At 39.4% G+C, this 13,424-nt stretch carries 11 protein-coding genes; 8 read left to right on the plus strand and 3 right to left on the minus strand.

Annotation, left to right across the window (positions count from 1 at the left end; genetic code table 11):
• A partial coding sequence (locus tag LY11_RS05080) for an integrase core domain-containing protein (RefSeq protein ID WP_146610802.1) occupies positions 1–271 on the plus strand: 271 nt, incomplete at its 5' end.
• A gap of 266 nt (positions 272–537) precedes the next feature.
• On the opposite strand, the gene LY11_RS05085 is transcribed toward LY11_RS05080, so the two are convergent.
• Positions 538–963, minus strand: a complete 426-nt coding sequence (locus tag LY11_RS05085; RefSeq protein ID WP_041883024.1) for a single-stranded DNA-binding protein — start codon at positions 961–963, stop codon at positions 538–540.
• Between the two features lie 14 nt (positions 964–977).
• Positions 978–2,027: an A/G-specific adenine glycosylase gene (mutY, locus tag LY11_RS05090; protein WP_111632667.1), complete on the minus strand. Its 1,050-nt coding sequence runs from the start codon at positions 2,025–2,027 to the stop codon at positions 978–980.
• Positions 2,028–2,286: 259 nt separating this feature from the next.
• Between mutY and LY11_RS05095 the strand changes: the two genes are divergently transcribed.
• From LY11_RS05095 to LY11_RS05125, 7 genes are all read left to right on the plus strand, one after another.
• Positions 2,287–2,589: an HU family DNA-binding protein gene (locus LY11_RS05095; RefSeq protein ID WP_041883022.1), complete on the plus strand. Its 303-nt coding sequence runs from the start codon at positions 2,287–2,289 to the stop codon at positions 2,587–2,589.
• 7 nt (positions 2,590–2,596) lie between these two features.
• Positions 2,597–3,460, plus strand: coding sequence for a tetratricopeptide repeat protein (locus tag LY11_RS05100; protein WP_111632668.1), 864 nt, complete (start codon positions 2,597–2,599; stop codon positions 3,458–3,460).
• A gap of 254 nt (positions 3,461–3,714) precedes the next feature.
• The gene (locus LY11_RS05105; RefSeq protein ID WP_068404299.1) at positions 3,715–5,265 is read left to right on the plus strand and encodes an Rne/Rng family ribonuclease; all 1,551 of its coding nucleotides are present in this window, start codon (positions 3,715–3,717) and stop codon (positions 5,263–5,265) included.
• A 108-nt stretch (positions 5,266–5,373) separates the two neighbouring features.
• Entirely contained in the window at positions 5,374–6,750 is a 1,377-nt protein-coding gene (radA, locus tag LY11_RS05110) for a DNA repair protein RadA (protein ID WP_111632669.1), read from the plus strand.
• A 37-nt stretch (positions 6,751–6,787) separates the two neighbouring features.
• Entirely contained in the window at positions 6,788–7,348 is a 561-nt protein-coding gene (locus LY11_RS05115) for a LemA family protein (RefSeq protein ID WP_111632670.1), read from the plus strand.
• Positions 7,348–8,316 carry a DUF3137 domain-containing protein gene (locus LY11_RS05120; RefSeq protein ID WP_111632671.1) on the plus strand — a complete coding sequence of 323 codons (969 nt, stop codon included), beginning with the start codon at positions 7,348–7,350 and terminating at the stop codon, positions 8,314–8,316. Before LY11_RS05115 ends, LY11_RS05120 begins: the two co-directional genes overlap by 1 nt.
• A gap of 79 nt (positions 8,317–8,395) precedes the next feature.
• Complete coding sequence (locus LY11_RS05125; RefSeq protein WP_111632672.1) at positions 8,396–10,369, plus strand: KUP/HAK/KT family potassium transporter; 1,974 nt, start codon at positions 8,396–8,398, stop codon at positions 10,367–10,369.
• A gap of 56 nt (positions 10,370–10,425) precedes the next feature.
• On the opposite strand, the gene carB is transcribed toward LY11_RS05125, so the two are convergent.
• The gene (gene carB, locus LY11_RS05130) at positions 10,426–13,242 is read right to left on the minus strand and encodes a carbamoyl-phosphate synthase large subunit (protein ID WP_111632673.1); all 2,817 of its coding nucleotides are present in this window, start codon (positions 13,240–13,242) and stop codon (positions 10,426–10,428) included.
• Positions 13,243–13,424 lie beyond the last annotated feature (182 nt).

Raw genomic sequence — 13,424 nt, forward strand, 5'->3', positions numbered from 1 at the left:
CCAGCATGGTGAAGCTTATGAAAATCCAATTGCTGAAAGGATAAATGGTATTCTAAAAACTGAATTTAAACTAAGCAGGATATTCAAATCCCGAACTGAAGCATTATTCGCAGTAAAAACAGCAATAGAAGCCTACAATAATATTAGACCACATATGAGTTGTAGTTTTCTAACTCCAGAAGTTGCTCATCAAACTACTGAACCATTGATAAAATACTGGAAAAATACCAGAAAGAAAAAAGTGCCAGATGTAGTTACAATCAAATCATAATGTATAGTTTTAAGTAGAAATATTCACTCTTCAAAACTGTAAACTAAAAACCGGACAAGACCTAATGTAAACCTAAATCAGTAAAACCCCTCCACTTTTGTAAAGTAAAACCAGTATAAGACACCCTAGTCAATACCTACGATATAGTCTGCAATCAACAGGCGGACCGGCAGCGAACTGAACAAAAAAGCCAGCCTGTCCGGGACCGGACAGGCTGGCTTTTTTAAAATATTAAATAAAAACTTTAGACTATAGGACGAATTCCTTTAAAAAGGCAGGTCACCTGAGATACCATCTGCATCCAGGTAATCATTTTCGCTTTTAGGTGTACTATTGGTCGTTACCGGCGTATTTTCAAAATCGCTTTTTCTGCCCAGAATAGTAAAATTCTCGGCCACAACCTCAGTTACATATTTCTTTATCTTCTCCCGGTCTTCAAATGACCGTGTACGTAGTTTTCCTTCTATATAAACGAGTTTCCCCTTCTGCAGATACTTTGATGCCACTTCAGCTAAACCCCTCCATAACACGATGTTATGCCATTCCGTTTGTTCTATGCGTTTTCCATCTTTATTATAGGTTTCTGATGTAGCCAGCGGAAAGCTCGCAACGGTAACACCACCGTCTAAGTGACGGACTTCGGGATCCTTCCCTAAATGTCCAACTAAAATTACTTTGTTAATACCTGACATGAATTTGGAGTTTACTATTTGTTAAAATAGAAGTTAATAAATTTGGTTAGAATTTTTGGTTGTGGCAGCTGATCTAAATCGGCCCAAGTGACCCAATTGGCTTCTGCGCTAACATTAAAGTTAATGATATAATTATCTAAACCAAAAAATTGAACGTATATAATTTGGTGTGTCAATAAATGTTTCACTTGCATCAGCGGCCGGATAACAACAGCCGGACCGAAATTTTGTTTAACCTTTTCCAAAAATTCCTCATGATCAGCATCAGCTTCCGTTAAAGTTTCTATGCTGGGAAAATCATATAAATGCTGCCATATATCCTCCAAAATCCTTTTATTAACGAGCACTTTATCGTCATTTTCGCAAATAAAATAATTAATAAACCGCGTTCTTACCTTCACCGTTTTGAGTTTAACCGGAAGAACAGGGACCAGGTTATTATTTTTTGCATAGCAGGATAGCATCAGCGGACAAATCTCACAGTCGGGAGATTTGGGTTTACATTGCAAAGCACCGAATTCCATAATGGCCTGATTATACAAGGCCGGATCTTGCTCACCGATCAAAGATTGTGCAAGTTCTGAGAATTGTTTTTTGCCTGGCGTACTGTTAATCGGTATGCTGATTCCAAAATATCTGGAGAGTACACGAAATACATTTCCGTCTAAAACGGCCATCGCTTCCCCCGAAGAAAAGGAAGAAATCGCAGCTGCCGTATATTCACCAACTCCTTTAAGTTTGATCAGTTCCCGATAACTTACAGGGAAAACGCCATCATATAAATCCATGATCTGGCGCGCGGTAAATAGCATGTTCCTTCCGCGTGAATAATAGCCTAAACCTTGCCAAAGCTTCAGAATCTGTGTTTCTGTTGCCGCTGCGAAATCTGCAACAGTAGGGTACGCTTCCAGAAAACGGTTAAAATAAGGCAAGCCCTGCTCTACCCTGGTTTGCTGTAAAATGATTTCTGATAACCAGATAATATAAGGATCTTGTGTATGTCTCCAGGGGAGATTTCTTTTATTAACCAGGTACCACCTGATAAGCTCTTGCTGAAATGCCATAACTCCAAAAATACAAGTAATCCATTATTTTGCGGAGTTATAAATTATTATTTTTCTTTGCGCAAAATTCACCAATGTATATTTTGTTATAGCCTGTAGAAATACGCGGATCACGTTAGATTATGTAAAACTTGCAATTCCCTGATACTATTCAAGATAAATAATTGATCTTTTATTTTCCTATCTCATTAAAAAGCAATACTTTTGCAACCCCAAATCACTTATAATATTAAACACACAACAATTAATAATAGAAAATATGACTAAGGCAGATATTATTTCAGAAATATCAACGAAAACAGGAATTGAAAAGGTAGATGTACAGGAAACCGTTGAGGCGTTTTTCAAAGTAATCAAAAGCAGTATGATCGGTGGCGAGAATGTCTATGTTAGGGGTTTTGGAAGTTTTGTTGTTAAGAAAAGAGCACAAAAAACTGCCAGAAATATTTCAAAAAACACTGCGATTATTATTCCAGAACATTTTGTACCAAGTTTCAAACCAGCAAAAGTTTTTGTTGATAAAGTAAAAAACAATTCAAAAAAACTAAGCGTAGAAGCTTAATCTGCTTATGATGAACACTATCCGATCTAAACAGACATTAATTATTGCAGCAGTAATCCTGCTGGGCGTATTTTTGTTTACAAGAGATATTAAAGGTTTAGTGAAGCCGAAGAAAGAAACATCTGGCGTTCCTGCCGGCGGACAACTTACTTCAGCAGGCAGTACAATTAATTTAACAGAGGTTTCGACCGCTGCTAAAAATTCAATTAATGCTAACTTAGCTGCGGAAATCACTACATTGGAAAATGCGTATAAAACTGCATCTGAAGATCAGAAAGTGAACGCTGCGAAAGTTCTTGCAGAAAAATGGGACGATGTTGAACAAGCTGTTCCAAGCGCGTTATATCTGGAAATCATTGCTGGCAAAGAGCGAAACCTGAATAGCTGGTTAGCTGCTGGTGGCAGATTGATGAAAGCTTTTGACAATACACAGGATAGTTTAATCTCTCCTGTATTATTACAAAAAGCAAATGCAGCTTATACGAATGCTGTGGCACTGGATTCAACAAATCTTGAAGCTAAAACCGGGTTGGGAATCACTGTCGTTAACGGCATGGGCGCACCGATGTCGGGAATAGCAATGTTGCTGGAAGTCATTAAAAAAGATCCTGATAACCTGAAAGCAAACATGAGCTTAGGAACTTTTGCAATAAAATCCGGACAATTTGACAAAGCAATAACCAGGTTCAATGGTATAATAGCTAAAAAGCCTTCACCAGATGCTTATTTCTATCTGGCTACAGCTTATGAGAACCTGGGTAAAAACAAGGAAGCTGTTGAGGCCTACCTGAACAGCAAAAAATTGGCAGCAAATCCAACCTTATCTAATTTCATTGATAAGAAAGTGGCCGAGCTGAAAACCAAAAACTAATAAACAGATTTATAAAAATATCTAAACCTTACAATTATGCCAAGCGGTAAAAAAAGAAAAAGACATAAAATGGCCACCCACAAACGTAAAAAGCGTTTAAGAAAAAACAGACATAAGAAAAAATAGATTTTTCTCCATGATCAACGAATAATAGATACTAAGATTAGTTTTAGTATCTATTATTCGTTGATCTGTTTTTTATATATTCAGTCCATGTGTTTAATAAGGGATTCATCCCTTTAAATGTATAGCTTTTGGTAAAGGAATTAATTATCGATTCGTCTCCTACGGGAGTAACCATAGCTTTGATTGAAGATAAACAACTTGTAGAACTTCATAAAGAACACGTCAACACAAATTACGCCGTAGGCGACATTTATTTAGGCCGCATAAAGAAAATTATGCCGGGACTGAATGCTGCGTTTGTTGATGTGGGTTATGAGAAAGATGCTTTTTTGCATTATTTCGATCTTGGTCCGCAAGTTCAATCTTTATTAAAGCTTACAAAAATTAAGCGGAATGGCACTGTTAGTGGGACGTTATTAGACAATTTAAAGCTTGAAGCCGATATTAATAAGGCTGGCAAAATATCTGAGGTCGTTTCCAAAAACATGCTTATACCTGTTCAAATAGCTAAAGAGCCTATTTCAACTAAAGGACCGCGTCTAAGCTCTGATCTTTCTATTGCAGGACGGTACATTGTATTGGTCCCTTTTTCTAATGTAATATCAATCTCGAAAAAAATTAAGAGTAATACGGAACGTAATCGTTTAAAAAAGATTATTGAAAGTATTAAGCCTAAAAACTTCGGTGTGATCATCAGAACAGTTTCTGAAGGTAAAGGGGTTGAAGAATTGCAAAAAGACTTATTGGATTCTGTCTCCAAATGGGAAAATTTCATTAAGAAATTACCTGAGGCTGAGCCTTCCAAACGTGTTTGGGGCGAAATGGACAGAACGTCAACGTTAATTCGTGACATTTTAAGTGTTGATTTCACTAATGTTTATGTGAACGATGCAGGCTTGTTTGAAGATATTCGTTCTTATGTGCATGAAATTTCTCCGGAAATGGAGAAAATTGTTAAACCTTACAAGCACAAGGAGCCTATATTTGAGCATTTCGGAATTGAAAAACAAATTAAGAATGGCTTTGGCAAAACCGTAAATCTTGCCGGCGGAGCTTATCTTGTTGTAGAACATACCGAAGCACTTCACGTGATCGATGTTAACAGTGGTAACAGAACAGCTAATAAAGAAAACCAGGAAGACAACGCCTTACAGGTAAACAAGGAAGCGGCAAAAGAAATTGCGCGTCAGCTCAGACTACGTGATATGGGTGGTATTGTAGTAATCGATTTTATCGATATGCACAAACCAGTGAACCGTAAAATGTTATTTGACTATCTGCGTGAACTGATGTTACTGGATCGTGCTAAACACACTATTCTGCCTCCAAGTAAATTTGGCCTTGTACAAATAACGCGTCAGCGTGTTCGTCCAGAAATGAACATTGTGACCAGTGAAGTTTGTCCGATGTGTCATGGTACTGGTGAAATTAAAGCGAGTATCGTTTTAATGGATGATATTGAAAGTAATATGAACTACATTTTGCGTGAGCAGAATGAAAAAAACATTACGCTTTGTGTACACCCGTATATAGAGGCCTTTATCAAAAAAGGTGTTTACTCCCTGCAATGGAAGTGGTTCTTTAAATTCGGACAGAAAATTAAAGTTAAGGCAGTTCCGTCTTACTTATTAACAGAGTTTCATTTTATCTCTTCTAAAGACGAAGAAATAAAGTTGTAAAACTTGTGTTCAAAACATAATGGAAAAGCCTGGTTACTTAAAAGTACCAGGCTTTTCTATTTAATATCCATCGAATTAAGTTAAATTTGGGTTTTAATCTCAAATCAATTGGCTAAAACTAAATCAGCATATTTCTGTCAGAGTTGTGGGTATGAATCGGCCAAATGGCTTGGAAAATGCCCTTCTTGTAATTCATGGAATACTTTCGTAGAGGAAGTTATTGAAAAACCAGGGGCAAGTGTCCCGGCATGGCAGAGCTCAGGATCAACGAAAAGATCAAACAAACCCAACAAGATTACCAACATCGCGTTTTCTGAAGAAAACAAGCTTTCTACCAATGACCTGGAACTGGACCGCGTTTTAGGCGGAGGCCTGGTTGCCGGATCTGTCGTTTTGATCGGGGGAGAACCGGGTATCGGGAAATCAACCCTGATGCTGCAGCTTGCGCTAAACATCACCGGAAAAAAAGTACTCTATGTTTCGGGCGAGGAAAGTGAACAGCAGATTAAAATGCGCGCAGAAAGGATTACCAGTAATCCAACTGCTGATTGTTATATCCTGACCGAAACTTCTACACAAAATATATTTAAGCAAATTGAGGTTCTTGAACCCGATATTATTGTAGTGGATTCCATCCAGACACTGCATTCTGCACATATCGATTCTACGCCGGGCAGTGTTTCCCAGGTCAGGGAATGTACTGCTGAATTATTGCGTTTTGCCAAGGAAACTGATACACCTGTATTTTTAATCGGCCATATTACCAAAGATGGAGCGATTGCAGGGCCAAAGATCCTGGAACATATGGTAGACACCGTTTTACAATTTGAAGGCGACAGACATCATGTTTACAGAATTCTGCGCTCGATTAAAAACAGGTTTGGTGCCGCAGCAGAATTAGGAATTTACGCGATGCACAGTGGTGGCCTCAGACAGGTTTCTAATCCTTCTGAAATCCTGCTTTCTCAAAGAGACGAGGAATTAAGTGGCATTGCCATTGCAGCAACCTTAGAAGGCGCAAGACCGATGTTAATTGAAACGCAGGCTTTGGTCAGTACTGCAGCTTATGGAACACCTCAGCGCTCAGCTACGGGCTTTGATACCCGAAGAATGAATATGCTGCTTGCTGTACTGGAAAAACGCTGTGGTTTCAGGTTAAGCACCCGGGATGTGTTTTTAAATATCGCCGGTGGAATTAAAGTAGAAGACCCGGCAATTGACCTGGCTATACTTGCTGCTATTATTTCATCACATGAGGATATTTTTATCTCTTCAAAGATCTGTTTTGCTGCAGAAGTTGGTTTATCGGGAGAAATCCGTGCAGTAAACAGGATAGAACAGCGGATTGCTGAAGCGGATAAACTGGGTTTTGAAAGGATCTTTGTTTCCAATTATAATTTGAAGGGACTGATTACGGATAAATATAAACTGGAGATTACAGGAGTAAACAAAATTGAAGATGTTTTTTCTTTATTGTTCGGATAAATTTCAATAATTTTAATGAAAATCTAATTTATACCACATGCTCATTATCTTACTCTTTGTGATCGTACTGATCGCAATCATTGGCATTAGTTTCTACAACTCACTTATAGCGAAGAGAAACCAGGTCAGCAATGCTTTTTCTTCTATCGATGTCATGCTTAAAAAAAGATATGACCTGATACCAAACCTGGTTGAAACGGTCAAACAATACACAAAATACGAAGAAGGCGCACTGACAAAAATAACGGCATTAAGAAGTAAAGTCGAAACTGGTCAGCTGAGCAACCAGGAAAAAATTGAACTGGATAAACAAATCGGCACAGCAGTAAATGGCATGATGGTAACGGTAGAAAACTACCCCGATCTTAAAGCCAACCAGAATTTCCTTAACCTGCAATCCACCTGGACTGAAAGTGAAGAACAGATTGCTGCTGCCAGAAGAAATTATAATGCTTCAGTGACTGTTTATAACAATGGAATCATGATGTTTCCGGGAAGTATTTTTGCCGGAATGCTCAATTATCAGCCTTTCCCTGTACTGGAAAATACGGTGGAAGAAAGAAAAAATATAAATGCCAAAGATTTATTCAATAATTAATGGCGGCAGATTTCAGAAATGATCCTGCATTACAACCCGTTTTACAGCATTTAGAGGTTGAACGTCAAGCAATAGCTGCACTCAAAAGTAAAGCAGGGCTCTATGCTTTAATTGGTATACTCGTGGTGATTGGCTTTGGTGTTTTAGGCATTGCGTTATTCTGGTTTTATATCCCAGGCATCGCCGCACTGATTTATGCCCTTATCCTTTATTTGAAAGTAGCTCCTATTTACAGCGCTTACAGGATGAGTTTTAAAATGAATGTGCTGACTGCAATCTTAAAGTCCAATTACCAGGATATTACCTTTGAACCTGGTGAAGGCTTATCGTCAGAAGAGTTTCTGGGCTGTCAGCTCTTTTCAAATACGCCTGACCGCTACCATACCGAAGACCGCATTACAGGTTCATTAGCTAAAACCAGATTTTATTTTTCTGAAGTGGATGCTTCTTACAAAACAGAAAGCACGGACAGCAAGGGCAATAAGACAGAAACCTGGCATGAGATTTTTAAAGGGATTATTTTTACTGCAGACTTCAATAAAAATTTCAACGGGATCACACTGATCCGCCCGGAAGATATTGGAAGCTCTATAACAGGCTGGTTTGCGAAGGCATTACCGATGTTTAATTCAGCAGGTAACTCACAGGTTCAACTGGAAGACCCCGAATTCAACAAAACTTTCAGTACGCATTCCACTGACCAGATAGAGGCGAGATACATCCTCACGCCATCTATGATGAGCAGGATTTTGACCCTGAATCAGAAAACAAAGGATGCGATTTCACTCTCCTTCATCGCCTCCCGGGTTTATATTGCATTTCCGATCGGAGGAAACTATTTTGAACCCCCTTTAAAGAAAAGTATACTGGAGGACACGTCCATTGATCAGGATCTTTATATCGTTCAGTTTATGTATGATATTGTCAATGAACTTGATTTAAACACAAGGATCTGGGGCAAGAATTAAAATGTGGTTAAAATTAAACCGCATATCGCTGATATAGAACAAGAAAGCGTAATTTTGTTTTAAATCAGCCTCTAAAAACATGCATCCTAATCTAAAAAAACTATCCGCTGCGGGTATGTTAGTGACGTTGGGTATAATATTCGGTGACATAGGAACGTCCCCGCTTTATACTTTTCAAGTATTACTTAAAGAGGGTGGGCAGGTTAACCCCGCCTTAGTATTAGGTGCTATTTCCTGCGTATTCTGGACACTCACCCTGCAAACTACTTTCAAGTATATTTTCATTACACTTCAGGCAGACAATAAAGGAGAGGGTGGTATATTTTCACTCTACGCTTTAGTGCGCCGTTATGGTAAATGGATGGCTATTCCTGCCATAATTGGTGCGGGGACACTACTGGCCGACGGAATTATTACCCCCCCTATTTCTGTGACCTCAGCTATTGAGGGCTTAAACCTGGTTCCAGCATTATCAAAGATTATTGTGCCGGGCAATACGCTGATTTTGTGTATTGTGATTACCATTATCGTGCTGCTGTTCTTTTTTCAGCAGTTTGGGACGAAGGTTATCGGTGCTTCTTTTGGCCCGATCATGCTTTGCTGGTTCTGTATGATTGCCCTGCTTGGATTAATCCAGGTACTGCATTACCCTGAGATTTTCAAAGCACTAAACCCATATTATGGGGCCAGGCTATTAATGGATCATCCGCATGGCTTCTGGTTGCTGGGTGCTGTATTTTTATGTACTACAGGTGCTGAGGCGTTATATTCTGATCTGGGGCATTGCGGCAGAAAGAATATTCAGATCAGCTGGATCTTTGTTAAAACAGCCTTAGTGCTGAATTACCTGGGTCAGGGTGCATGGGTATTAATGCAAAGTCCACAGAAGGATTTCAATGGCATCAATCCTTTCTTTGAAATTGTGCCGCATTTATTCCTGATCCCTGTGGTCATTATCGCAACCATGGCTACTATTATTGCAAGCCAGGCATTGATTTCAGGTTCTTTTACCTTGATTAGTGAGGCGGTAAGTATGAATTTCTGGCCTAAGGTCACGATTAAATATCCGACGAATATCAGAGGTCAGATTTATATTCCAAGTATCAACTGGCTGCTTTGTATTGGCTGTATTGCAGTTTCTCTTTATTTCAGAACTTCGGAGAATATGACCGCAGCCTACGGCTTTTCTATTACGATCGCGATGCTGATGACCACGATACTGATGTATTATTTTATGCGGTATGTAAAACGCTGGCCACTTTGGCTGGTGATTATTATTGTGAGTGTTTTTGCAGTCGTAGAGCTTTCTTTCTTTGTAGCAAACTCCGTAAAAATCGTCAAAAGATTATTCTTCTTAGTCTTCGAGGTTGGCTTGATTTTCACCATGTTCGTTTGGTTCAAAGCGCGCAAGATTACCAATCGCTTCTTAAAATTCGTAGAGCTTGAAGACCAGGTACCGATGCTCAAGGCGCTCAGTGAAGATCGCTCGATAGCCAAATATTGTACACACCTGATCTATTTAACGAAAGCAAATAACAGCAAGCAAATTGAGCAGAAGGTTCTTTATTCTATATTCAGCCGTAATCCCAAACGGGCAGACGTGTACTGGTTTGTACATATCGAAAGAACGGATGAGCCTTATACGATGGAGTTCATGGTAGAAGAGCTTGCCGATGATAAAATTATCCGCATCGAGTTCAGACTGGGTTTCCGTATCCACCCGAGGGTCAATGTGCTGTTCAGAAAAGTGGTGCAGGAAATGGTAGCGAACAAAGAGATTGATATTACGAGTAAGTACGACTCTTTGAATAAGTTCAACCTCGCAGCAGATTTCCGCTTTGTGATCATGGAGAAATTCCTTTCTTATGAGAATGACTTCAGTTTAAAAGATGGGTTTATCCTGAGAAGTTATTTTGCAATTAAGCGACTGGCTCAGTCTGACACTAAAGCTTTTGGACTGGATACGAGTGAAACGATCATTGAAAAGATTCCTTTGGTGGTTTATCCTGTGGAGAACATCCATTTAAAGCGTATTTTCAGGCCCGTCGGTTAAAATCAAGACATAAAAAAGTCCCGCAATGCGGGACTTTTTTATCAATAAGCTTTTTATTATTTCGATAAATACATCGATTTGTCTTTGTACAGCTTTCTGAAATACGGATCTTCCAGGTCTTTGATAAACCGGATAGATTCACCAGTTGATTTCATTTCAGGACCTAATTCCTTCGGTACTTCAGGGAATTTATCGTAAGAGAAAACAGGTTCCTTAATGGCATACCCTTCTAATTTACGTTCAATGGTAAAGTCTTTCAGTTTGTTCACACCTAACATGATTTTAGCTGCGATATTGATATAAGGAACATCGTATGCTTTAGCGATGAAAGGAACAGTTCTGGAAGCTCTTGGGTTCGCTTCAATCACATAAACCTTTTCATCTTTCACAGCAAACTGAATATTCAGTAAACCGATTACATTTAATGCCCTGGCAATTTTCTTAGAGTAAGTCTCCATGCTTTCCATTACTTTGGCAGAAAGACTGAATGGAGGTAATACCGCAAATGAATCTCCGGAGTGAATACCAGCCGGCTCAATATGTTCCATTAAACCTACGATATGTACATCCTCACCATCACAGATTGAATCTGACTCAGTTTCTTCTGCTCTGTCAAGGAAATGGTCAATCAGCACTCTGTTACCTGGTAAATCACCTAATAACTTCACTACTGCTTTTTCCAGATCTTCATCGTTGATCACAATACTCATTCCTTGTCCACCTAATACATAACTAGGACGAACCAGTACCGGGTAACCTACTTCATTAGCTACCACGATAGCTTCTTCCGCATTTTCCGCAACACCATATTTAGGATAAGGGATCTCCAGTTCTTTTAATAAGTCTGAGAAACGGCCGCGGTCTTCAGCAACATCCATATCGTTGTAAGATGTTCCGATAATCTTAATTCCGTTCTCATGAAGTTTTTCTGCCATTTTCAAAGCAGTCTGACCACCTAATTGCACGATTACACCTACCGGGTTTTCCAGCTCGATGATTTCACGCACATGTTCCCAGAATACCGGCTCAAAGTATAACTTGTCAGCCATGTTGAAATCTGTAGAAACTGTTTCAGGGTTACAGTTGATCATGATCGACTCAAATCCGCTTTCTTTTGCTGCCAGTAAACCATGCACACAAGAGTAATCGAATTCAATACCCTGGCCAATCCGGTTCGGGCCCGATCCTAATACAATAATTTTCTTTTTATCTGAAGGGATAGATTCATTCTCGTCCTCAAAAGTTGAATAGTAGTAAGGAGTTTGTGCAGAGAATTCAGCAGCACAAGTATCTACCATTTTATAAACTCTTCTGATGCCCAGTGATTTTCTGCGGTCATAGACCTCATCCTCGGTTACATTACCTAAAAGGTAAGCAATCTGAATATCTGAGAATCCTTTTTGTTTCAGGGTGAAGAAGAATTCCTTCGGTATATTAGTTAACGAGTAACGTTTTAATTCTGTTTCCAGTTGTACCAGTTCCTGGATCTGTGCTAAGAACCATTTGTCAATTCTGGTCACCTTACGGATAGATTCCAATGGAACGCCCATGCTCATTGCATCCTTAATCAGGAATAAGCGGTTCCAGCTTGGATGCTCCAGGCCGTGCATAATCTCTTCGATACTTCTGTTGTGTTTTCCATCGGCACCTAAACCAGCGCGTCCGATTTCCAAACTCTGACATGCTTTTTGAAGGGCTTCGATAAAGCTGCGGCCAATAGCCATCACTTCACCAACAGATTTCATCTGTAAGCCTAACTCCATGTTCGCACCTTTGAATTTATCAAAGTTCCAGCGGGGTATTTTAACGATTACATAATCTAACGTAGGCTCAAAGTAAGCTGAAGTAGTTTTAGTAATCTGATTTTCGATTTCATCCAGGTTATAACCAATCGCCAGTTTAGAAGCAATTTTAGCAATCGGATAACCAGTTGCTTTACTTGCCAGTGCTGATGAACGGGAAACCCTTGGGTTAATTTCGATAGCGATAATATCGTCGTTATCAGGGTTAACTGAGAACTGCACGTTACATCCGCCTGCGAAAGTACCGATTGCACGCATCATTTTGATCGCCTGGTTACGCATTTCCTGGTAACAGGTATCAGATAAAGTCATTGCTGGTGCAACTGTAATAGAGTCACCAGTATGAATACCCATCGGGTCAAAGTTTTCAATCGAGCAAATGATAATTACGTTATCATTGCTGTCTCTTAGTAACTCCAGCTCGTATTCTTTCCAGCCTAAGACTGCTTTTTCTACTAATACTTCGTGTGTTGGTGAAGCTTCAAGTCCACGTTTTAACGCGGCATCGAATTCTTCTTTTTTGTGGACAAAACCACCACCTGACCCACCTAAAGTATAAGAAGGACGGATGACCAGCGGATAGCCGATTTCCTGTGCCGCTTCTTTACCTTCAAGGAAAGAGTTTGCAATTTTCGAAGGTGCAACACCCACACCTATATCTACCATTAACTGGCGGAAGGCTTCTCTGTTTTCTGTCTTTTCAATTGCAGCAACATCAACGCCAATTACTCTAACGCCATGTTTTTCCCAAACACCACGTTCTTCAGCTTCCTTACAAAGGTTTAAGGCAGTTTGCCCTCCCATGGTTGGCAATACAGCATCAATTTTCCGCTCTATTAAAATCTGCTCAATAGAGTCTACCGTTAAAGGTCTGAGGTAAACATGGTCTGCAATGATCTTATCAGTCATAATAGTTGCAGGATTGGAGTTTATAATAGAAACTTCAATTCCTTCTTCTTTTAAGGATAAGGCAGCTTGGGATCCGGAGTAATCAAACTCACAGGCTTGGCCAATAATAATAGGTCCGGAACCGATAATCAATACTGAACGTATGGAGGTGTCTTTAGGCATAAGGCTTTAAAAAAGTCTAAAGTGTTTTGTTAAAAAATGTTCGTCGTGTTAGACTGATAGCTGGGCGAGATTTTACGTGCTATTGCTAAAGAATCCCGACTGTTCTGTCGGGATGCAAAGGTACATTATTAGACCGTAATAATTCAGTTTTTTTTCAAAAGAAAGCCAAAATAATCAGAACA

The organism is Pedobacter cryoconitis, from assembly GCF_003259615.1.
Lineage (GTDB): Bacteria > Bacteroidota > Bacteroidia > Sphingobacteriales > Sphingobacteriaceae > Pedobacter > Pedobacter cryoconitis.